We start from the raw sequence: 21,422 nt of genomic DNA on the forward strand, positions 1-21,422 counted from the left end.
AGTTTATGCGATTTTTTCGATATCGCCTTTTAAGATGGTGATGGGAGCTTCTTTTTTAAGGACAGTTTCATCGGTTACAACTACTTCCAATACATCTTTCCGAGAAGGAATTTGAAACATAAGCTCCATCATAATCTCTTCTACAATCGCACGCAGGCCCCGAGCCCCACTTTCGCGTTTGATCGCAGTCTGGGCAATGGCTTCAATCGCAGCTTCTGTGAACTTGAGTTTTACATTCTCAATATCAAACATCTTTTGGTATTGTTTGAGAAGGGAATTTTTAGGTTCTGTAAAAATAGATTTCAAACTTTCAATCGTGAGTTCATCTAGTGTGGCAATGATCGGAAGTCGTCCTATGAATTCTGGGATAAGGCCAAACTTCATCAGGTCATCAGGAATCACATGGTGGACCATAGATTCCCCTTCTTCAATCTTTCTTCCCTTATCGTTTACAATTTCATTGGAGTGGAATCCGATCGACTTCACACCAACTCGTTGTTTGATGATATCACTTAGACCCACAAACGCTCCCCCGCAAATAAAGAGGATGTTTTTTGTTTCCACAGGAATGTACTCCTGGTGGGGATGTTTCCGTCCACCTTGTGGCGGAACATTGGCAACAGTCCCCTCAATGATTTTAAGAAGTGCTTGTTGCACACCTTCCCCACTTACGTCACGTGTGATAGAAGCGGAATCAGACTTACGTGAAATTTTATCAATTTCGTCGATGTAGATGATTCCCATCTCCGCACGTTTCACATCATTGTCAGCGTTTTGGATGAGTTTGAGAATGATGTTTTCCACATCTTCACCCACATAACCCGCCTCTGTTAATGCCGTCGCATCTACAATGGCAAAAGGAACTTTTAGAATCCGAGCGAGAGTTTGGGCAAGGAGAGTTTTTCCAGAACCAGTAGGACCAATGAGCATGATATTGGATTTTTCCAATTCCACATCTCCCGCCTTACGTTCGTTATGAAAAATTCTTTTGTAATGATTATACACAGCAACAGCCAAAGCTTTTTTGGCCTGTTCTTGACCGATCACATACTGGTCTAAGATCTTTTTGATTTCGGTTGGTTTGGGTATGTCACCGACGATAGCAGTTTTTTCGCCACCTTGCGGCTCTTCTGCGATGATTTCGTTGCATAAAGAAATACATTCATCACAGATATAAACACCAGGACCTGCGACAAGCCTTCTTACTTCGTCTTGGGCCTTTCCGCAGAAAGAACAATGTAATTTTTCTCTGGGGTTACCCGTTTGGCTTGCACGTTTGGTCATGGAGTAAAGCCCCCCTTTAGGCTTGTGGCATCTGTTTGCGTTCTTGAATGACGTTGTCTATGACACCGTATTCTTTTGCTTCTTCTGCACTCATAAAGAAATTTCTTTCTGTATCCTTACGGATTTGGTCGGAGGTTTTTCCAGTGTGCCTTCCATAAAGATCGATGAGTTTGTCCTTGATCTTTATGATTTCTTTGGCAGATATTTCGATATCAGAGGCTTGTCCACCCGCGCCACCGTAAGGTTGGTGTAACATAATGCGAGAGTTTGGCAGGGCCGAACGTTTTCCTTTGGCTCCACCAGCAAGGAGAAGTGCCGCCATAGAAGACGCTTGTCCAATACAAAGGGTTCGCACTTCAGGTTTGATGAGTTGCATGGTATCGTAAATGGCAAGGCCAGAACTCACATACCCACCAGGGCTATTGATGTACAAATAGATGTCGCGATCTGGATTCTCTGCTTCTAAAAACAAAAGTTGTGCCGAAATCACATTGGCATAAGTTTCATCAATGGCAGATCCAAGAAAAATGATCCGATCTTTTAGAAGCCGTGAAAAAATATCATATTGGCGTTCGCCACGGCTTGTTTGTTCAATTACATAAGGCATGAGTGTAGACATAGTTTACTCTTCTTTCCCGCTGAGAATTTTCTCTGCTTCTTCCGTTGAAATAGTCTTAGGCGACTTCTTTTCTACCTCAGCGTATACAAACTCGTCGATTTTATCAAACAGGAATTTGTCACGGTAGTAGGTTTCCGCCTTCTGTTTTTGGACTTCTTTTTTGAGAGTTTCGGCAGGAATTCCTTGCTGAGTTGCCTCTTTTTCGTAACCCGCTTCTACTTCTTCGTCAGAAATTTGGATTTTGTGATCTTCTGCGATTTTCTGCTTCAAAATATAAGTTTGGATCCGTTTTTCAGCCGCTTTGGAGAAAGATTCGCGAACTTCTTTTTCTTCTTTGTTCAATCGTTTTGCGTAGTCCGCAAGTGAGGAAACAGGAAGACCGAATTCACGCATAAAGTTTTGGAAAACTGTTTCTGTTTCTTCGTAAATCAAAGATTCAGGAATGATGAACTTGGATTCTTTGATGATTTCATTATATGCATCATCGGTTGCACGTTTAGTCAGTGCGTTTCCGAAAATTTCAACAAGTTGTTTTTTTGTTTTTTCTTTTAACTCTTGTAAGTTGGCAGAACCATCGACTTCCGATGCAAATTCGTCGTTGATTTCAGGATAAGTCACTTTATAAATCGCAGTTACGGTAACCGTGTAAACAATAGTTTTTCCTGCAGATTCTGGCGATTGTGGATACGAATCAGGGTAAGTAAAAGAGAACTCTTTAGTTTCGTTTAGTTTCATCCCAAGAAGGTTGGTTTCAAAACCTGGTGGGTTTTGGGGAGCACCCATTTGGAATTTTCCCACTTGCCCTTGTTCCGGGTATTCCTTTCCGGATTCCTTAAACTTATAGTTGATTTCGAGTAAATCTGCAGATTCCACAGGTTCTCCCTCTTCTTTCAAAGAGTTACGAGCCATGTTTTTTTGGATTCCTTCCAATTCTTTTTGGATGTCCGCGTCAGAAATTTTTATTTCTTTGGGTTGGATTTTGATTTTCTTAAGCTTTGGCAGGGTGACTTCTGGTTTGGTATCGTAAGTAGCTTTGGCTTTGGCACCAGTATTTTTATCAAATGTTTCCATTTGGAATTGCGGCAGGCGAATTGGTTTGTGTTCCAATTTATCAAAAAGATCTGCCATAGCTTGGTTTAGCATAATGTTGGCAGCATCATCCATAACGGAATCACCCAAAACTTTTTCGACCATGCTTAGGGGGGCTTTTCCGGGGCGAAAGCCAGGTATTTTTACTTTTTCAGATGCATTTTTGTAAGCCTTCGAGTAGGCAGTGCGGACTTCGTCAGCGCTAAATTGAATGCTGAGGTCACAAGTTGCGTTGTTATTTTTTTTAGCCGTAAATTCCATCGTATTATATCCAATGTAAAAAAAGAGAGTGTAGTGGAAAGAAAAAGAAGCGTACCTTCATTAGCGGGAAACGGGACTTGAACCCGCGACCCTCTCCTTGGCAAGGAGATGCTCTACCGCTGAGCTATTCCCGCAGAAGGTTTGTGAAACCATCATTTGGAATTGGGGCAAATCGGCAAGGAAAAAAGGCAAAAATTACAAAGGAAAATCAGAAACGAAATAAGAACTTGTTATTCAAAATTCATCTAAAACAAGCTACCGCAAATGCCACCTAATAAATATTCAACCAAATAATGACAAAAAGTTGTCATCCCATTTTCTGATCTCCACCTTTTGACTTTCCCTTCCTGAAATAATAACACCGTACTTTTTTAATCAATAATCGACCAGTTCAGCATACCTTTATATTCGAAAACGCAAAGTGACAACTAAATCCATTGTTTCTCTCTTTGCTGAATTCTTTGGCTCTACGGTGAGTGATCCAGGCAATAAGGAACAGAATTCAATACACAGTGACCTAAGGAAATCCCTTGAAAGAACTCTCAAAATACAAGCCATATATGGTATTTTAGCTTCTGGATCTATTACTTAAAGATTTCGCGAACGCAAAATTCCCTCCAAACAACGCCCGTTAGTACCGCCGAACCAACGCTTTCATTACCGGGACTAAGTTTCGTAAGGCTATTTTTCTACCAAACAAAGTTCACTGTTCTTATATTCTTAGATTGATTCCATGTCGCCGTAACATCTGCACATATACTCAATGAACCTGAAAAAATATGACAGTTCAGAAAAAAAATACGTATTTAAACCGAATTCTCTTGACACATTTTCCATATCTGCGACTAACTAGTACCCGCTGGCAAACGGCGACAATATTCCATAAGGAAACACGAATGAAAAAAACTACCTCTATCCTCCTCGCTCTACTTTTTGTAGCTGCGGTTTTTGCAAACTGTAAACCAAAAGAAGAAGACGATAACACTCCTGTACTAGCTTTATTGCTTTATGCAAATGACCAATTAAGCGGTAACTGTGCTACTATCGTAAAACAAGGAACTGCTTATGCTGCAAACCTCTCAGTTGTACCCAAGGGTGGTTGTAAAGTGAGCCAAACAAAAGCAGAAGCTGTTGCAAGTTTAGAAACACAAAGAAACAGCATTGTTGCATTCTACACAAAAGCTGGTTCGGCTTGTGATGCAGTAGCAGCATCTGTAACTACTACTTATAATTCTTTTATTACTAATACTAACAACACCGCAGATGCTACGTATGCTGCTTCTGCTGCACTTCAAAGAGCTGTAAGCATTAGCAATATAGTAACGGAATCAAAGAATACACTTGTAGTGCAAGGTAGAACAGAAGCTCAAATTGCTGCGACTAAACCAGGTAACTTAAACGACTTATTTTTCGCATCAGCTTTCCAAACAGCTGCGGGAGTACCTGCATGTGCTACAGCTGTAAAAGCTCTTGACCAAACAAGCGCAGATGCTTTAACATCGACTCCTCCTACTAAAATCGTAAGTAGTGCTTGTGGGTATGGTACAGGTGCTTCTTACACTACATCATCAGGTGTTACTTTGCCTCTTGCAACTACAAAATGTGCAACTCTTAACACTGAATTCTAAGAACTCTTAAGAAATTTAAGTTTTTAAGGACCGGTCACCTAAGTGGCCGGTTTTTTTATTTACTTTGCCCATCTCATTGTAATCCTCTTCTCTATATGAAAAAAATCTTATTCATTGTAATTTCCTGTCTTTATTTTAACTGCTCTCCCGTGCAATTCACAGAAGTAAAAAACCAAGCGATCATCCAATGGAAAGATTTAGGTCTTGGGTTTTTCTTAGCTACCAAAGAAGAGGGAAACCTTTATCATGACTTAGCTTGGATCTACGGCGATTTAGAGGACCAAACCAAAACCTTTCCTCTGTTTAACGAATCGAGAGACCCTAAAACAAAAAAACCAATCCGTCGTTTGTGGTTTGGACCAGATACACAAAAACTGGTCGAATGGTCTGACGAAAATCAAAATGGGATTTGGGAAACAAAAACCTATTTCAACCAAGCGGCTAAAACAGGAATCATATCGGGACATATTGCCTATTCCGACTTCGATACTGATGAAAATGGTTTTATGAATGTTCGAATTTTTTTAGGGGCTCGAGTCGAAGAATTGGTCCAGGAAAATGGAACCATTCGTATCTGGGCTGAAGGAAAAGAGAATCTTGAAAAAGTCGATGCTTTTATTCGCTCTAAAAATCTAACCGACTTAGGCCCAAGCCGTAAAATTCCCATTTCAGAATCTTGGGCGATTCACCCAGAAAAAGTATCGCAAAGTAAATATAGGGCGGTTTATCAACCTTAAGGAGGATAATGGTTGATAATTTCCTGATTGAATCAATAAATAAGTTTACACAAAGTTTTGTCAGTTTTAGGGTCTAATGGTTATGTCAGGAAAAGTTGTAAAAAGTTCTGATCTAAAAGACCAGTTGAAGCAAATGCAGGAACTTACGAAAAAAGTGACCGCATCTAAGGTTTCAACAAACGCTTATTTAGCAAAGACAGGTATTTATACCAAATCAGGTCATCTCAAAACTGCATTTAAAAAATAGTGTATTCATCTGTACCAGGTCTTGTTTTTGGTTTTCACGGATGCGATGAAGAAATAGCCAATTTAGTAATTTCTGGCAATATACCACTCTCGAAAAGCCAGAATAGTTACGACTGGCTCGGACATGGAATCTATTTTTGGGAAGGAAATTATTCAAGAGCACTCGAATACGCCCACCTATTGATAAAAAATCCAAGCAGAAACAAAGGAAAAATCAAAAAGCCAGCTGTCATCGGTGCAATCATAGATTTGGGAAACTGTCTAAATTTACTGGAATCGGAATCAATTGACCTTCTTAAAGAAAGCTATAATTTACTATCAATATCCAGTAAAACAACAGGTAAACCACTACCTGAAAACAAATCCATAGACACGGAAAAAGACCTTTTACTAAGACACCTCGATTGTGCTGTCATTGAAAATCTTCATGCAATGAGAAAGGAAATAGAACTACCTGTTTTCGATTCTGTAAGAGGTTATTTTAGAGAGGGAAAAGAAATCTACCCCAACGCAGGATTTCATGACAAAAACCATATTCAGTTATGCATAAGAAATCCGAAATCGATTAAGGGTTTTTTCAAGCCTATAATTTAATCCCAAAAAACACCTAACATAAAGCAACCGACAACAGTTTTAAAAATCCAGATACTTATCATTCTCTTACTTAAGTTACAAGCAAATAAGGCAAAGACACACCTATTTCACTAACAAAGGTTTCAGATATGGATAAACTGTTTCGGAAACTAATTTATGGCCTGCTTCTGTGGGGTGAATACCATCTTTTTGATTGAGTTTACGGATGGAGGCAACTTTTTCTAATATAAATGGAACTAGAGGCACATCCTCTTCTTTAGAAAGTTCTGGATATATAGAATTAAATGCACTCGCATATTTTTTTCCCATATTGGGAGTTGCATACATCCCGACTAACAATATCTTTGTGTTTGGATATTGGGATTTAATTTGTCGAATCATCAAACGAAGATTTTCTTTTGTTACGTTTGGACTAATGCCTCGGAGCATATCATTGGCACCTAACTCGAGCACAAAGATAGAAGGTTTTTCAGCAAGCACCCACTCCAACCTTCCAAGGCCTCCGCTGGTTGTGTCCCCAGAAACCCCTGCGTTTGTCATTTTATAAGAATACCCTTCCGCATTGATACGTTTGGTAAGGACATGGGGCCAGGCATCTTCGTAATCCAAAAGACCATACCCTGCCGTCAGGGAATCTCCGAAATAAATAATACGTTTAGTAGCATTTTGTGTTTTACTTGCTGAAGAATTGGTATTCGTCTGGTCGGAAGAGTTCCCACAAGAAAAAAGAAAAAACACGCTGAAAAAAATTATATAAGGCATTATCTATTAGATTGTTTGGAAAGGATACAAATCAAACATTTTTGATCACAATATATACAAACTCTTCGACTGATTGGCTTTCAAAAAATTTACCTTAGGGTCGGGAATGGTTGTATTCAGTAAATTTTGTCTGCGTCGTAAAAAAAAGAAACTCCTGGCATAATATAAAACTCTGTCACTGTATGTTTAACCGAGGCAGACATTTCCGAAAATCCAATATATACACTTCTAGAGGAATAATCGCTTCTTGGAACACCTCCGAGCGTATCACCCAAATACGTATCGTAACTACGTTTGATATCTTGGCGGATCATTCCAATGTCCAAGGTAAAACGACAATATTGAAAGGAAGATTCGATATTAAGAATCGTTCCTTTGTCTCTTACTTTTCCGCCATAAGCTGGAAGGACTCCTGTTAAATTTGAACTCCCATCGCTAAAAACTTCTTGGATGATCTGAGAACCTAACACCGAAAAGTTTCCTTTTCTATCCAACAATTCCAAACGAGCACGAAGTTCCCACCAATCCTTTAGTTTAAATTTGGCAAAGATACCAGGTAAAATTCCTTTCATAGAATACTCTGCATTGGCATCTCCTCCAATGGACCAAGTGGCTTTATTAGGAACGGCCGATTCTGGTCTACTTGTAGAATAAGAACCATAAGAGATATTATTTCGTTCCGTATAACGGTGAAAGTTGATAGATGGTCCAATCATAAAAATCTTAGAAACAGGATGTGTATAAGAAAAACGAAGATGTTGGCTCACACCTTCAAATCGTAACAATCGGTTTCCCTCAAAAGCGCTGGCCCAATAGGTATCGGTTCTAGGGGAAAAAAAGTTATTGGATGCTGGAAGATCTCGGCTATAAACACCGAGGGACGTATCTTCCGCCAACTGAACTTCAAATTTATTTTTGTATCCGTAACGAATGTCCCAAAACTGAGAATTGAGTCCCAACTCTTTGGCTGGTTTGTATGGGACAGAAAGTGGAGTTCCAGGTTCTGTGAATTGACGGAAAAGGGAATTTTGAAACCAAGCAGGCCCCGTTTCATTGAGGATTGCAGGAGATAATTTTCCAATACCCCAACCAGTTCGAAGCATAACTCTATGTTCATACACCTGATTAAAAATATCCATTCGAGTTTGGTTATTTTCTCTATCTTCTAATGGGACAGAAGAATTTGTATTTGCATCTGTGCTTCCCGTTTTAGATTCCTCTGACCGCAAAGGTATTACTGCAAAGACAAATAACATAGAGATTAGAACTGAATAAAATTTTAATGAAATCAATTTTGAAAATTTAATAAACAATGCGAACCGTCCCTACATAAATTTCAGTTCTACGGTTTTTCTTTTCCGCAAGCATTGTATCGACTATTTTGTGTAAATCAGCGAAACCATCCACTTCCTTAAAACGTGCTTCAACAATTCTGTGAATTAGTTTTAATTCAAGTTTTACGGATTGAGAACGTTCCTTACTTAACTTAAGGTTCATTGAGAATGCACCCACACTATCTGTGTGTCCACCAATACGACAATTGGTTTCAGGGTATGCTTCCATAGCGTCGCCAACTTTGGCGATGAGTTCTTTAGCTTTAGGAGTGAGGGTGGACTTTCCTGATGGGAAGGCGACGTCGCCATCAATGACAATCAGTAGTTCTCTAAGACGTTTTTCATCATCTTCAATTCGTTTGAGTTCAACCCCTTTTCCGACAAGGCTACCTCCCACTTCTTCAAATGGTGTTCCGGTATGTTCGAAATCACTACGGAGTCCTTTGTATAATTTCTCCAAATATTCGGAAGTTCCCATTTTATCCAAAGAACCTTCGGGTAAACTTCCTAAGTGGTCACCAGCTTTATCCTCTTTAGGGGTGACGCAACCGCAAAACTTTTGAAAGGCTACCGACTCTGCCCATTCTGGTTTTCCTGTTGTATTACAACTTACAACAGTTAACATGAGTAAGATCGAATTTAAAACATTGTAGGAATAATTTTTTTTAAGCATAAGGTGACAATCCTTATCTTTGGAACCAATCAATGAAATCAATTGTTAAATTACAGAAAGCAAAATTAACACCATTAAGATGGTGAACCAATCTTCATAACATGAAGTTGACACATACATTAGGAGAACACACTAGGGACACTCCTCAGATTCCGCTACAACCTGCCTATTTTTTCACCACCAACTAACTTCTGTATTAAGATATCTTTCGAAATTCATGAAACTTCGGATTTTCGTTGCTCCTACTAGATAAAAAGAAAGATTTGGACTAGCTGAAACATTGGTGACTAAAAACTATTTATGAACTTTTATCAATACATCCGATCCCTTCCCTTAGTTCTTTTTTTATCTTTATTTCTATTCCAAAATTGCAGCGGCCAAGTTTCTGCAGGAGATACATTTCTCTTTGGACTGAGCGAACAGTTTGATAAATTATTTGGGAAGGAAGCTGCGACTATATCTTGTTCGACTGATGTAGTGATTACGGCAAAAAAAATTGATCTCGTGGAAGATGGAAACGTTTCCGCATCATTTAGTACAACAGAAGATTCTGGAATTACTCCTTCTCCAACGGAAAACGATTGGGGATACAGTAGTTTCGAAACGTGTATTTACCCCAATTCTCCCTTTAGCGGTTCTCTTGAAATTCCTGTATCACTCTCCGCAACCTATGGCACAAGAATCAATTCTGAACAATCCATACCTGCCCTTCCTGCTATACCTGCCAAACTTACATTTACTGGAAATGGGGTAACAGCAAAACAATGTCTGCGATTCACATCAGTGAACGATAATGATCGAAATGTAGTTGTCGATCCGATGACAGTGGATTTAGGTAAAATGGTCCAAAAAGATGGTGATGGGAAAGCAACATCGGGAACTTACTCAGGAAAAGATGCCTGTGATATTTCTATATCCCTAGAAGATGATGAAGCACCTGGAGTTAGGGTTTCCAACATTCGCGTTATGGAAGAACCTGGACCTTTAGCAAATACCACTTACGGAACTTTCAAAGTCAAATTGCGGTCTGCTCCTTCAGCCAATGTAACTATCCCCATCAATGATGTTTATGATGCGGTAAACGTTGGGAATCGAGAAGGAACTGCCAATCCAAAAACATTAACATTTACAACAGGAACTTGTCCAGCAACAGGAAACTGGTGTGCGGAACAAACTGTCAGGGTTGATTCTGTCGACGATTTAGAGTTAGATGGACTAAAATCTTATACTATCGAACTTGGAAAAACAACGAGCACCGATTCCGAGTATAACGGAATCAAACCAAGAAATGTAGTGGTTTACAATCTAGACCAAAGTGTCCCAGGGTTTAGTGTTCTTAAATTTAGTGGTGGTTCCACAATCAATTCAGCTAGTGCAAATATTCCAACGATTACAGGTTTTGCGACTGACGAGAACAACCAATTTGGCGATAAATATGCCAACTTCCAAATTCGACTTCGTTCCAAACCAACAAACAATGTTACGTTAAATTTTACATCCAATTGCGGAAATAAATGTACCATCCAAACACCATCCTTGGTATTCACACCGAGTGATTGGAATACCTACCAAACCTTTCGCGCCATCGGGAAAACAGATTCGGCAAATGCGGGTAATCAAGATTATACTGTCTCGTTTACAGTAAGTTCCTCTGACTCAACCTATAGTACAACAGTCTATAAACCAAGTGTTACGATTCGTTCTTGCGATAATGATGGGACAAATCTCATCCAACCTTGTAATTATTCTGGTTCTCCCGATGGAACTACGACGAATACTCGACTCAGTGCAGCGGAAGGAGGGTCCACTCAAATATGGCTCATCACTCAATCTTCTCCGACTTCTCCTGTCACCGTTGGTCTCACTTCCAGTGATACAACAGAAGGTACAGTTCCTGCAAGTGTTACTATCGATTCTAGCAATTATCATGGAATGGAAACAGGCGCCACAAATCGAATAGGTTTGACTCATGTGGATGATGCTTTAGTAGACTTAACACAAAACTGGACCGTCACTACGGCCACTTCTACGGGTGGTTTGGCTTATGATCCAATTGATATTTACGCAGCTACAACAGACGACGAAAAAGCATTTTATATAACTCACACAGGTTCGCCAAAAGAAGGAACGGCCAATGTAGCTACAGTGCATGTTTGTTTAGGTGGAAATAATCCAGATGAACCTGTGGTTCTAAATATTAGCTGTAAAACATATACCTCTACAGAGGCCGCTTACAACGAGTGCGATACGATTTCCCCCTCGCAAATTACTTTCCCTATAAATAGCGAAGTTGAGCCAATTAATGCTTCTGATTCGGGATGTGCTGCTTCAGCAAAAAAACAATCTTTTACCGTTAGTGGTAAGGATGATTTATTTGCCGATGAAAACCAACCTTTTGACATTCGGTTTACTATGGCTGCCAATACAGATACAAACTATTCGGTCGCAACCAATCCTTCAGACCATTCCATTACGAATGAAGACGATGAGCCAGTAGGTAAAAAAATATTTACAACTTCCAACTCCTATAAAGGTGAAATGGGTTCAGATGGGGTTTTTGGTGCCGACCTTACCTGCAATAACAATAAACCGCCAGGCGTTTCAGGAACGTACAAAGCGTTGATCATAAGTAATAGTGTTGGAGATACATCGATTGCAAACCACCGGGTGCCAAACGGAATTAACTGGGTCCTTTCGCCTAACTATCATTACTACCGTTGTATCGGTTCGGGATATAATGTTTGTAGCGATGAATACACAAGACTTTTTGTTACAGATGGGTCTGCTTCATTCAATCCGACCTCCATGTCCCGTGATTTTTCAACTACTGCATCAGATGAATTTTGGACTGGAATGAAAAGTGACCTAACGCCTGCAACCCAAACAGCATTAAACCCTGATGCAACGGCTTGTAATGATGCATCACTAGTCTATAGACAAAACTGTCACGGCTTCAATTACGAAACTTGTACAACAAATGCCGCTACCTACTTCTACGGCGAGATATGGGTTCGCAATGGCAATGGTTCCGTATCCAATGCATCGAGACGCTGTGATTTGTTTAAAAAACTGATCTGCGTAGAACAATAAACAACGGTTAGCTCAATACCTTCAACTTTTCTTTCAAAGACTTGGCGGCCATCGCAAAACCGCCGTCAGCTCCATCTACAAAATGAACTTCCTCTGATGATGCCACTTTTAATACACAGGTCATAAGCGACCTGTTGGATACATAAATTCCATAACAAAGAAGGCCTTCCGATTCTAACTGGTCCAAAAATGAAACAAGGGTCTCTCTATGTTGTTTAGATCCATCAATGACCATCTTTAAGGTTCCATCGTACTTACGAAAGTCCGCAGAAAGAACTTGGTAGTCTTTCAATTTGTTTAAGGAATAATGTCCCGATCGGAGAGGGATTCCAAACCGCATGGCGAATGCCATCACCGTTCTTTCGATCCAAATTTTTGCGAGTGTCAGATAGAATTTTAATCCACTGGCGGTGCCCACACGAGCAAGCGCTTCGTTTCGTAAATAAGGACCCGAATCGAGTTCAATGTGGTTCACACGTAAAGGATGATAGTCTCCTTCTTCCCCATATTCGGAACGAATGAAATGGAGAACACGGGTAACTATTTTTTTGCAAACTTCAAAATCTTTGTGGATGGGTTTTACAATGAGAGAAACAATTTCTCCTCGTTCACTTGGGATATCTTTCCATCGACAAGTAAATCCTGTAAAATCAGCAGGTAATATCTTTTCATTTTCGCGAACCAGATAAGATTCATCTTTTCCTTCTTTGATCCAGGTTTCTGCGAGTGGCAAAGCATCACCAAACAAAGAACATTGGACATAGTGTTCGGATGCACGAAACTTACTTAAAAATAACTCTGCACCGGCACGATACAACTCCTGAACCGGTACAATCCCGGCGCGCATCTCTAAACCAAAGGCAGATCGCACTTGGGAGATGGTATCAGCAATGGCAGAACGAATGGGAAATAATAAATTGATAGGAAGTAAAAAAGTAACACCATCCCCACCAAATACAAAAGGGAAGTCCATATGTCCATAAACATTGGCAACAGCTATGGCGGTAAGTCCTCCCGCAGTATTCACATCTTTATATCTACCCTCTTCAATGGCTTTGGTTGACCCGACAATGTCGGTAATCAAAACAAACCAATCATCAGGAACTTTAGTAGGCATATTGCCATCAAAAAGATTTTGAAAATCGGGACTTGGCTTTAGGTTTTTATAAAAATCATCCACAGAAAGTCAGACGATGGATTTCACATACAAAGTAGAAATTTTTCTTAGTTGTCTCGGAAAAGCCGTCTGTAAATCGTACTATCATAGCTTATGAACCAAGTTCTACTTCGCACATCCTTTTCTCTCTTCCTCCTTTTCGGATTTTTTGGCTCTTCCTATTGTTTTGGATTTTATTTAAGCGAACTTGCCGCCAACGAACGTAAGGTTTGGTTAGAAGAAAAAGCATGGGCCATCACTAATTCCATGACAGAAGCGGAACTTGTCGGTCAAACCATCCACATTGCCATTCCTCAAAAAATAGTGGATTCTGTTGCCATCGAAGAAATTTCAGAAACTAAACCTGGCGGAATCATACTCTTTGGAAAGAACTTAGGCAAAAAAGAAGAAATCCTCTCTCTCACAAGAGGATTACAATCGCAAGCAAAGGAGAAAGGACTTTCCCCCTTTCTTATCTCCACAGACCAAGAAGGTGGACGAGTTTTCCGAGTTCAAGATGGGATCACACCTTACCCCGGAGCTATGGCTGTGGGCCAAACAGGAAATACCCAATGGGGAGAAACCGTAGGGTTTGTTACTTCTTATGAACTTCGTAACCTTGGACTCAATTTTCTTTTTGCACCAGTCCTTGATATCAACAACAATCCGCTAAACCCCGTCATCAACACACGGTCGTTTGGTTCTGATTCCAAACGAGTTTCGGAAGTTGCAGTGGCTTATGAAAGAGGAGCTCGTGCGGGAGGATGTCTTCCCGTTATCAAACACTTTCCAGGACATGGGGACACCACTGTCGATAGCCATTTGGGCCTTCCGATTATAAACAAAAGTTTGGAAGAGTTAGAACAATTGGAATTGGTTCCTTTTAAAAAATCCATAACGGGCGGTGCCGAAGCAGTGATGTCTGCTCACATCATGTATCCTAAAATTGATCCGCAGTTTCCCGCCACTCTCTCCAAGACCATATTAACGGATGTTTTACGAAAGAGTTTAAATTTTGATGGAATCATCATCACAGATGCGATGGAAATGCATGCTATTTCCAAAAACTATGAAAAAGACAGGCCGGGAGTTTTGACCCTACTCGCTGGTGCCAATATTGTTCTTCTTACTAGTTGGGGTGAAACGGCTCGTAAGTTTAAAGCGCAACTAAGTGATGCTTACAAAAACGGAGAGTTCCGTTACGTGGACAAAGATGGAAAAGAACATGACAAACTGAGAGATGCTGTCCAAAAACAAATTCGCAAAAAATTAGAACTGGGACTTTATGATGAAAACTCTATCCTTCCCAAAGTTTACGATGAAAACCAAAAACAAAAAGATTTTTTGACCAATTGGAATTTGGAAAGAAACCAAAGATACGCAAAACTATCAGAGTCCAAAAACTTTGTAAAAGAAATTAACGAAGACTCCATTCACGCTTATCCAAAACCAGTTTTGACAGCAAACATCTTACCAACCGAGACTCTATCGTTTGTAAAAAACAATCGTTTGCGAGAAACTCTCAAATCAAAAAAAATCGATTCGGTTCCTTTCAAATCCTTCCAAACCCAATCAAAAAACAAATTGGTCACAACTTATCTTTTTGATTCCACTTCCGAAGCAGAAGTTCTATCCATTGTTAACTTAGCAAAAAAACATCCCACAAAAAGATTTATCACTTTGCATGGAGGAACTCCGTTTATCAAACTTCCGGAACTTCCCAACTTAGAATATTTGTTATCGTTTTCTTTGACCCAAGGATCTTGGGAAGCATTGGGTGAGAAAGTAAATTCAGGGAAAGAGATCCCTAAAGTAGATTTGATTTTACTACCTAAGGGATCGAAGACACCATCCAAAGGTGCCTTCCCAGAACGACTGTAAATCTTTAAGTAAGAACCTCTCTGATTCCACCACGTTTGCGGATTTCATCATACAAAGTTTTCCGCATAGCTTCATCAGCATCGACATAACGAAGCAAATACAAATCTGACTTTTGTTTGGTGGGCATCATCTTTGCTCGGATATGAAACATAGGTCCATTATCAAAACTAAAACTCACTTCCCAAAGGTCTTGTTGTTTCCAAATTTCGGACGAAATCCCTGGAGGAAACATAAATACAATTCCTCGATCCGACAATCGTTCTGAAAGTGTAATAAAAGGTCTGGGTGTTTCTTTAATATCGAATCGTTTTTCGTTGTTTTCTTTTTGGTCTTTTGCAATTCGTTTTAAAACTTCTAACTGTTTATCTATATTTTCTTCTGTGAGTAAAAGTTTATTTTTATCCAATTCCAAAACCTGTTTTTTTTCATCTGGTGGAGGCCAAGGAGAAACAGTAATGGATACTTTATCCGTTAACATCAAGTGGGATTCCCCTTTCCTTTCAATTTTACCATTAAAATGAAAAATCACTCCACTCTCGTTGGTTCGAATCACTTTACCTTCCAAAAGATAACCACCGCTACTTGGTCGGAACACGTATAATTTGGCTTCCTTACCTGGAACGAGTAAATCTTTAGAAAGACCTTTGATCGACAAAAGAAGTTCGTCTGCCGTTTTTTGCATCACATAGGTAAGTTCTTCTCGTCCATCAGCTTCCAAAGCACCTACTTCACCCACGGTCAGTTCATTCAAAGAAAGAATTTCTTTTTTGAATTCCACACCAGACCGGAAGAGTTTATCAAAAAGGTCCACCTCCTTTTCTGTTGTATTGGCATTGGATTTTAAAAAGTATCGATAGAGTGCGTTCTTTAGTTTGTTACGGTTTTCAGGTAAAAGATAAATTTCGCGTTCTTCTTCATTCAAATGGTCATAAAAAGCGTGAAGGATATTCAACTCTACCTGGTTACACTTTCTTGCTATGGCATATCTTTGGAACTCAACCCAGTAGTTTACAACATTTGCTTGTTTGTGTTGTAAATAATTCATCACCCTCACGTAAATAAAGGCGGCAACACCCATAAGAAAGATGTAAAAAAGGTAGATTGTATCAAATTTCGGAAAAATCCAAACGACTTGTGCTATAAAATTCATAATTTACTTTTCCTCATATCCATATTGTGTCGAATGGAAGCAAGGTGAGTTCCTCCTACTTCAAAATTATCGGCAAAAATCCTCTCCACGGGACAGTTGTTCCCCAAGGAAATAAAAATGAAGCATTACCGCTTCTCGGAGCTCTCCTTCTTTGGGAAGGAGACGTCATTCTGGAAAACCTTCCAGAAATTGCCGATGTTCTCAAACTCATGGAAGTCCTCCGCCAAATTGGTGTGGAAATCTCTGCCCTCGATACAAAAGGATCATACCTCTTTCAGAAAAAAAATCCAGTGAAATCGGATCTTCCTTACGAACTTTGTTCCCAACTCCGAGGAGCTGTGACACTGGCCGGTCCTATCCTTGCTCGCACAGGTAGAGTTTTCCTTCCTAAACCTGGTGGGGACAAAATTGGCCGTCGGCGTATGGACACCCACTTACTTGCATTAGAAGCACTGGGTGCCAAAATCGAAGTTTTTCCAGACGGATATATGATCACTGCAGATCGTTTGGTGGGAAAAGACATCCTTCTAGATGAGGCCTCTGTCACTGCTACAGAAAACGCAGTAATGGCAGCTGTGTATGCAGAAGGTGTCACCACCATCCGTAACGCCGCCTCCGAACCACATGTACAAGGTCTCTGCCGTTTTTTAATCGGCGCTGGTGCCAACATTGAAGGTGTCGGTACAAACCAGCTAACGATCACAGGTGTCAGCAAACTTTCTTCCCCACTGGGTGGACTCAAACATAGAATTGGTTCCGACTACTTAGAAATTGGATCTTTTATTAGCCTTGCTGCCGTCACTGGGGGAGAAATCCACATTACGGATGTTAATCCCGAGGACATCCGAATGATTCGGATGGTTTATTCTCGACTGGGCATCGAAGTAAGGCCGACAGAAAATGGAATCCTTGTTCCTGCCGACCAAAAGATGGAAATCATCCCCGACTATCATGGTGCCACGCCAAAAATTGATGATGCTCCTTGGCCTGGATTTCCAGCAGATATGACTTCTGTGGCTCTTGTCACAGCGACTCAGTGCAAAGGGACAGTCCTTATCCACGAAAAACTTTTTGAATCCAGACTCTTCTTTGTAGACAACATCATTGCTATGGGAGCCCAAATCATTCTCTGTGACCCCCATAGAGCCATTGTAATTGGTGCCAATCGTTTGTATGGCCAAAGGGTAGCAAGCCCCGATATTCGAGCCGGGATGGCAATGATCATTGCTGCCCTCTGTGCCGAAGGCCAAAGCGAAATTCATAACATAGTTCAGATTGATAGAGGTTTTGAATCGATTGATACCCGTTTACGTTCCTTGGGTGCTCAGATCGAAAGAGTCTCCGATTAGATGAAACGAAAGGATCTTTTCCGAGAAGGTTTTAAGTCTGTCTTTCAATTTACCTTTACGAAAGCAGATGAACTGACAGAAGCCATAAAAGAAGTTTGGGAAGACGAAAAAACTCCCAAACCGAAGCCCTCCCATAAATCCAAACGACCATCTGACAAAGAAAAGTCGGTAAATAAACAAACAACTGTCCGGAAACGTAAAACAAGGATGTTCCAGACTTTGTCCCAACCTCCTGGTGCTTCTCCCGATTTTTATTCTCTTTGTACTGGATGTAACGAATGTATTTTTTCTTGCCCTTACGCCGTCCTATTCCCTGTCACAATACCGGAATCAGGAAAAATATTTCCCCATTTAGATCCCAATGCAAAGGCCTGCCATCTCTGTACTGACTGGCCTTGTATTAGTGTTTGTCCTGAACAGGCACTTCTACCGTACGAACTGTCCGGAGAAAAACCAAATTTTGGTAAGGCGAAAGCCATCACAGAACATTGTATTAACGAAAAAACCGGTGAATCGACTTGTAATGTTTGTTTTGTTACCTGTCCTATTGAAAAAACAGTCAAATTTAAAGGGAATTTGCCAGTTTTTACATCATCCTCATGTACAGGATGTGGACTTTGTGTTGAATCATGCCCTAGTTTTCCCAAAGCAATTCAAATCAAATTCAAAAAATAATAACGATCACCTATCAATCGTTTTAGAAAACAAAATCGTCGCAAAACATCAAAAAATTGTTATTCGGTGAAAAAAATATCTTGAATTTTTCAGAGAGCAGAGAGATACCCTTGTTAGGGCAAGGGAATTTCCCTCGTCAAAAAAAAGATAAAATCTAGATTTAAAGGAAAAAGAAAGCTATGGAACCACAAAAAGTAGGCCCAGGACAGATCGACAAAATTGCAGAGGATTTGAAAAAAGATCCTGAAAAATCCATTGGAAATTACCTTTTCAAAGGTTTCAGAATTCAAATCTCTAAATACAAAGCTTCCGGAGCAGAAAGAGTACAACAACTCTACAAAAGAAGAAGAGCTCAAGGTCTTTGCATCGTTTGTGGAACTAAAGTAACTCGTAAAAACCCGGTAACAGGAATCCTTTACAGACTTTGTGACACACACAGAGCTGAAATTGACCAAAAAAACAAAGAAAAAGCAAAAGCTAAAAAAGGTAAATAAACCTTTCATCGCATTTTTCTAACTAAGAGGGGGCCTTGGTCCCCTTTTTTGTTTACAGACCACTCCTACCGCTTATCCTTTTTGTCATGAAGTTCCTCCTACCAATTTTAGCTCTTACCCTTATCGGATGTTCTCAAATGATCTGGCGCCACGCACAATTGGCAGAAGAAGTCTCACCGAGTAATGACCCCAACTTCAATTTAATTCTTACGGTTGAATATGAAGAAAAAGATTCCTGGAATCCAATGAACGGAACTACGGACAAAAAAAATTATAAAAGTAAAATCAAATTGGTAAAAAATGCACCCACAGGCGGAAAGTCTGTGAAGGAATGGGACCTACCTTCTTGGTCACTCGGTGATGGGATTTTTTACCATACGAGCACTTCCACTTTATTTGTGTTATATGGAAAGGATGATGAGTATGGGACTTTAAACCAAACTCTCTCTTTGTATCCAGAAACTGGAGGTGCCTTTTCTTATCCAGCCACTCCCGAAAAACGTATTATCTTTCAAATGGCACCATCCCCTAACGGTAACTTGGTGGCACTTGTCACTGCAAATCCTACGGCGGAAGGGGAATTTTCCGAATTTGAATTGAATGTCATCCAACTCTCCGACAAAAAAATCCAAAGTTATCCCATCAATTTCTGGACGGCCCTCCCTCTTTACGGAATTCGCTGGGCAGAGGATGGAAAAAAACTCTATCTCCGAACCCCAGACCGCATTTTGGTTTGGGCTGGATCAGAGATTCAGGAAACCAAATCCTTTCCCGATTGTTTCACTGTCTCCACAAACTTCGGTAAATGGGCATACGAATCGGCGAGTGTCAGCGATGGTGGAAATGTAGTTCTTGGGAAAAAATTACCACCCCCCCGCCAAATCTCCAATATCGACAATATCAAACTCTGTCGTTAAGGAGCCAACCAATCTAGACCTCTCAATTCGCTTGATTTAATTATGTCACATGATTGGATGAGTGAAAAGCCCCCATGATTGAAAAGAAATTTACGGAACATATCGATGCCATTTCCAAGTACCTGAATGTCGTCGAAAAAATTGAACCCATTCGCAAAAGTGGGGTCGTTGTATCCGTGGTAGGCAATGTCATTTACTCCCAAGGACCTCCCGATTCCAAGGTGGGAGAAATTTTAGAAGTCGAACGTGGTTCGGACAGAGGATACCTCGCTTGTGTCCTTGTGGGTTTTAAAGACCATCTCTACACCTTAATGCCATTAGGTGACACCCAACAGATATTTCCTCATGCTTTTGTATTTTCTTCCGGTAGACAAATCACTCTGAATGCGGGTCCAGAACTTTTAGGACGAGTGTTAAACGGTCTTGGCAAACCCATCGATAACAAAGGGATTCTCATTACCAAAGAAGAAAGACCTTCCGAACCTCGGTTCTTAAATCCACTCGATCGTCCACCAATCACAGATATTCTGGAAACAGGAGTTCGGGCCATTGATGGAATGTTGACTGTGGGACGTGGCCAAAGGATCGGAATTTTTTCTGGATCCGGTGTGGGTAAATCAAGTTTACTCGGAATGATCGCTCGTTATACGAACGCTGATGTGAACGTGGTAGCTCTCATTGGGGAAAGGGGTCGCGAGGTAAATGAATTTTTACACGTAGAACTTGGAAAAGAAGCCTTGGCAAAATCTGTTGTGTTTGTGGCAACATCAGACTCTTCCAAAATGGAACAAGTCAGTTGCGCCAATTTAGCTTGTTCTGCTGCCGAATACTTCAGAGAAAAAGGAATGTCCGTAAATTTGTATATGGACTCTCTCACTCGTTATGCGGAAGCCCTCCGAGAACTTTCCATCGGGGAACCGGTGGTTACCAAAGGTTATGCCTCCAGTGTTTTTAGCAAAATGGCAAAACTTGTAGAAAGAGCCGGTACTTCACATAACGGTGGTTCAATTACCGGTTTTTATACAGTATTAACTGATGCAGAAGATGATATGGATGATATTGTGGCAGATAAAGTGCGCGGGTTCATTGACGGCCATATTGTTCTTACAAGAAAACTTGCCGAACAAAGTCACTATCCTGCGATTGATGTACCCGCTTCCCTTTCTAGGCTTATGCAAAAGATTGTGAACGAAGACCACTATATGCGTGCCTCCATAGTCAGAGAATTGATTTCCAAATATAAAAACTCAGAAGATATCATATTACTCAATGCTTATGTTCGTGGTGCCGATGAAAAAGTGGACATGGCCATAGATAAAAAATCTCAAATTGATGATTATCTGAAACAAAGGATTGAAGAAAAGTCTAGTTACAACGATTCAACAAACAGACTCACAAAAATTTTACAATCTGCAACTCGTACTGAGGACGATTTCTAACTGATTTCTAGAGATAGGACCTAATTCCGAACAGACACAATTCC

19 protein-coding genes and 1 tRNA gene are annotated in these 21,422 nt (G+C 40.3%); 11 read left to right on the forward strand and 9 right to left on the reverse strand.

Translation table 11 applies throughout. The features are described 5' to 3' along the window. Nucleotides 1–3: 3 nt before the first annotated feature. The 4 genes from clpX to LEP1GSC199_RS18360 all read right to left on the reverse strand — a co-directional run bounded on the left by clpX (nt 4) and on the right by LEP1GSC199_RS18360 (nt 3,387). Nucleotides 4–1,284, reverse strand: coding sequence for an ATP-dependent Clp protease ATP-binding subunit ClpX (gene clpX, locus LEP1GSC199_RS18345; protein ID WP_002989502.1), 1,281 nt, complete (start codon nt 1,282–1,284; stop codon nt 4–6). Between the two features lie 16 nt (nt 1,285–1,300). Beyond that, nucleotides 1,301–1,903 carry an ATP-dependent Clp endopeptidase proteolytic subunit ClpP gene (clpP, locus tag LEP1GSC199_RS18350; protein WP_002989489.1) on the reverse strand — a complete coding sequence of 201 codons (603 nt, stop codon included), beginning with the start codon at nt 1,901–1,903 and terminating at the stop codon, nt 1,301–1,303. Between the two features lie 3 nt (nt 1,904–1,906). Beyond that, the gene (gene tig / locus LEP1GSC199_RS18355; protein ID WP_002989168.1) at nt 1,907–3,253 is read right to left on the reverse strand and encodes a trigger factor; all 1,347 of its coding nucleotides are present in this window, start codon (nt 3,251–3,253) and stop codon (nt 1,907–1,909) included. 62 nt (nt 3,254–3,315) lie between these two features. After that, nucleotides 3,316–3,387 (reverse strand) — tRNA-Gly (locus LEP1GSC199_RS18360). A gap of 762 nt (nt 3,388–4,149) precedes the next feature. Between LEP1GSC199_RS18360 and LEP1GSC199_RS18365 the strand changes: the two genes are divergently transcribed. From LEP1GSC199_RS18365 to LEP1GSC199_RS18375, 4 genes are all read left to right on the forward strand, one after another. Then, complete coding sequence (locus LEP1GSC199_RS18365; protein WP_198288804.1) at nt 4,150–4,881, forward strand: hypothetical protein; 732 nt, start codon at nt 4,150–4,152, stop codon at nt 4,879–4,881. 95 nt (nt 4,882–4,976) lie between these two features. After that, on the forward strand, nt 4,977–5,618 hold the full coding sequence (lsa25.6, locus tag LEP1GSC199_RS18370; RefSeq protein WP_002989255.1) for an Lsa25.6 family adhesin: 642 nt from the start codon (nt 4,977–4,979) through the stop codon (nt 5,616–5,618). An 82-nt stretch (nt 5,619–5,700) separates the two neighbouring features. Further along, a complete protein-coding gene (locus tag LEP1GSC199_RS21365; protein WP_002989492.1) occupies nt 5,701–5,865 on the forward strand; it encodes a hypothetical protein in 165 nt (54 codons plus the stop codon). Next, entirely contained in the window at nt 5,865–6,458 is a 594-nt protein-coding gene (locus LEP1GSC199_RS18375) for a hypothetical protein (RefSeq protein WP_002989285.1), read from the forward strand. Before LEP1GSC199_RS21365 ends, LEP1GSC199_RS18375 begins: the two co-directional genes overlap by 1 nt. Before the next feature lie 102 nt (nt 6,459–6,560). Here the strand turns inward: LEP1GSC199_RS18375 and LEP1GSC199_RS18380 are convergent, their stop codons facing one another. From LEP1GSC199_RS18380 to LEP1GSC199_RS18390, 3 genes are all read right to left on the reverse strand, one after another. Then, a complete protein-coding gene (locus LEP1GSC199_RS18380) occupies nt 6,561–7,220 on the reverse strand; it encodes an arylesterase (protein WP_002989589.1) in 660 nt (219 codons plus the stop codon). A 116-nt stretch (nt 7,221–7,336) separates the two neighbouring features. Further along, nucleotides 7,337–8,476, reverse strand: coding sequence for a hypothetical protein (locus LEP1GSC199_RS18385; RefSeq protein WP_002989349.1), 1,140 nt, complete (start codon nt 8,474–8,476; stop codon nt 7,337–7,339). 46 nt (nt 8,477–8,522) lie between these two features. Next, a complete protein-coding gene (locus LEP1GSC199_RS18390) occupies nt 8,523–9,227 on the reverse strand; it encodes an OmpA family protein (RefSeq protein ID WP_002989394.1) in 705 nt (234 codons plus the stop codon). 300 nt (nt 9,228–9,527) lie between these two features. Here LEP1GSC199_RS18390 and LEP1GSC199_RS18395 point away from each other — a divergent pair, with 300 nt between their 5' ends. Continuing rightward, nucleotides 9,528–12,317: a DUF1554 domain-containing protein gene (locus tag LEP1GSC199_RS18395; RefSeq protein WP_002989249.1), complete on the forward strand. Its 2,790-nt coding sequence runs from the start codon at nt 9,528–9,530 to the stop codon at nt 12,315–12,317. Nucleotides 12,318–12,324: 7 nt separating this feature from the next. Here the strand turns inward: LEP1GSC199_RS18395 and LEP1GSC199_RS18400 are convergent, their stop codons facing one another. Beyond that, nucleotides 12,325–13,497, reverse strand: coding sequence for a DUF3095 domain-containing protein (locus tag LEP1GSC199_RS18400; RefSeq protein ID WP_002989511.1), 1,173 nt, complete (start codon nt 13,495–13,497; stop codon nt 12,325–12,327). A gap of 90 nt (nt 13,498–13,587) precedes the next feature. On the opposite strand from LEP1GSC199_RS18400, the gene LEP1GSC199_RS18405 reads away from it, so the two are divergent. Further along, nucleotides 13,588–15,354 (forward strand): glycoside hydrolase family 3 protein, encoded by a 1,767-nt coding sequence (locus tag LEP1GSC199_RS18405; RefSeq protein WP_002989269.1) that lies wholly within the window; start codon nt 13,588–13,590, stop codon nt 15,352–15,354. Nucleotides 15,355–15,358: 4 nt separating this feature from the next. On the opposite strand, the gene LEP1GSC199_RS18410 is transcribed toward LEP1GSC199_RS18405, so the two are convergent. Next, the gene (locus LEP1GSC199_RS18410; RefSeq protein ID WP_002989476.1) at nt 15,359–16,504 is read right to left on the reverse strand and encodes a hypothetical protein; all 1,146 of its coding nucleotides are present in this window, start codon (nt 16,502–16,504) and stop codon (nt 15,359–15,361) included. 44 nt (nt 16,505–16,548) lie between these two features. Here LEP1GSC199_RS18410 and murA point away from each other — a divergent pair, with 44 nt between their 5' ends. The 5 genes from murA (at nt 16,549) to LEP1GSC199_RS18435 (ending at nt 21,378) form a co-directional block, all read left to right on the forward strand. Then, on the forward strand, nt 16,549–17,853 hold the full coding sequence (murA, locus tag LEP1GSC199_RS18415) for a UDP-N-acetylglucosamine 1-carboxyvinyltransferase (RefSeq protein WP_002989195.1): 1,305 nt from the start codon (nt 16,549–16,551) through the stop codon (nt 17,851–17,853). Continuing rightward, a complete protein-coding gene (locus LEP1GSC199_RS18420; RefSeq protein WP_002989462.1) occupies nt 17,854–18,528 on the forward strand; it encodes a 4Fe-4S binding protein in 675 nt (224 codons plus the stop codon). A 179-nt stretch (nt 18,529–18,707) separates the two neighbouring features. Next, nucleotides 18,708–19,022, forward strand: a complete 315-nt coding sequence (locus LEP1GSC199_RS18425) for an LIC10235 family protein (protein WP_002973161.1) — start codon at nt 18,708–18,710, stop codon at nt 19,020–19,022. Nucleotides 19,023–19,159: 137 nt separating this feature from the next. After that, complete coding sequence (locus LEP1GSC199_RS18430; RefSeq protein ID WP_002989659.1) at nt 19,160–19,939, forward strand: hypothetical protein; 780 nt, start codon at nt 19,160–19,162, stop codon at nt 19,937–19,939. A 74-nt stretch (nt 19,940–20,013) separates the two neighbouring features. Continuing rightward, the gene (locus LEP1GSC199_RS18435; protein ID WP_002989166.1) at nt 20,014–21,378 is read left to right on the forward strand and encodes a FliI/YscN family ATPase; all 1,365 of its coding nucleotides are present in this window, start codon (nt 20,014–20,016) and stop codon (nt 21,376–21,378) included. Nucleotides 21,379–21,422: the final 44 nt, after the last annotated feature.

It is taken from the genome of Leptospira vanthielii serovar Holland str. Waz Holland = ATCC 700522, from assembly GCF_000332455.1.
In the GTDB taxonomy this organism is placed as follows: domain Bacteria; phylum Spirochaetota; class Leptospiria; order Leptospirales; family Leptospiraceae; genus Leptospira_A; species Leptospira_A vanthielii.

Coding starts and splice junctions, on each gene's coding strand:
- clpX (WP_002989502.1), bottom strand. CDS start 1,284: ATGACCAAACGTGCAAGCCAAACGGGTAACCCCAGAGAAAAATTACAT.
- clpP (WP_002989489.1), bottom strand. CDS start 1,903: ATGTCTACACTCATGCCTTATGTAATTGAACAAACAAGCCGTGGCGAA.
- tig (WP_002989168.1), bottom strand. CDS start 3,253: ATGGAATTTACGGCTAAAAAAAATAACAACGCAACTTGTGACCTCAGC.
- LEP1GSC199_RS18365 (WP_198288804.1), top strand. CDS start 4,150: ATGAAAAAAACTACCTCTATCCTCCTCGCTCTACTTTTTGTAGCTGCG.
- lsa25.6 (WP_002989255.1), top strand. CDS start 4,977: ATGAAAAAAATCTTATTCATTGTAATTTCCTGTCTTTATTTTAACTGC.
- LEP1GSC199_RS21365 (WP_002989492.1), top strand. CDS start 5,701: ATGTCAGGAAAAGTTGTAAAAAGTTCTGATCTAAAAGACCAGTTGAAG.
- LEP1GSC199_RS18380 (WP_002989589.1), bottom strand. CDS start 7,220: ATGCCTTATATAATTTTTTTCAGCGTGTTTTTTCTTTTTTCTTGTGGG.
- LEP1GSC199_RS18385 (WP_002989349.1), bottom strand. CDS start 8,476: ATGTTATTTGTCTTTGCAGTAATACCTTTGCGGTCAGAGGAATCTAAA.
- LEP1GSC199_RS18390 (WP_002989394.1), bottom strand. CDS start 9,227: ATGCTTAAAAAAAATTATTCCTACAATGTTTTAAATTCGATCTTACTC.
- LEP1GSC199_RS18395 (WP_002989249.1), top strand. CDS start 9,528: ATGAACTTTTATCAATACATCCGATCCCTTCCCTTAGTTCTTTTTTTA.
- LEP1GSC199_RS18405 (WP_002989269.1), top strand. CDS start 13,588: ATGAACCAAGTTCTACTTCGCACATCCTTTTCTCTCTTCCTCCTTTTC.
- LEP1GSC199_RS18410 (WP_002989476.1), bottom strand. CDS start 16,504: ATGAATTTTATAGCACAAGTCGTTTGGATTTTTCCGAAATTTGATACA.
- LEP1GSC199_RS18420 (WP_002989462.1), top strand. CDS start 17,854: ATGAAACGAAAGGATCTTTTCCGAGAAGGTTTTAAGTCTGTCTTTCAA.
- LEP1GSC199_RS18425 (WP_002973161.1), top strand. CDS start 18,708: ATGGAACCACAAAAAGTAGGCCCAGGACAGATCGACAAAATTGCAGAG.
- LEP1GSC199_RS18430 (WP_002989659.1), top strand. CDS start 19,160: ATGATCTGGCGCCACGCACAATTGGCAGAAGAAGTCTCACCGAGTAAT.
- LEP1GSC199_RS18435 (WP_002989166.1), top strand. CDS start 20,014: ATGATTGAAAAGAAATTTACGGAACATATCGATGCCATTTCCAAGTAC.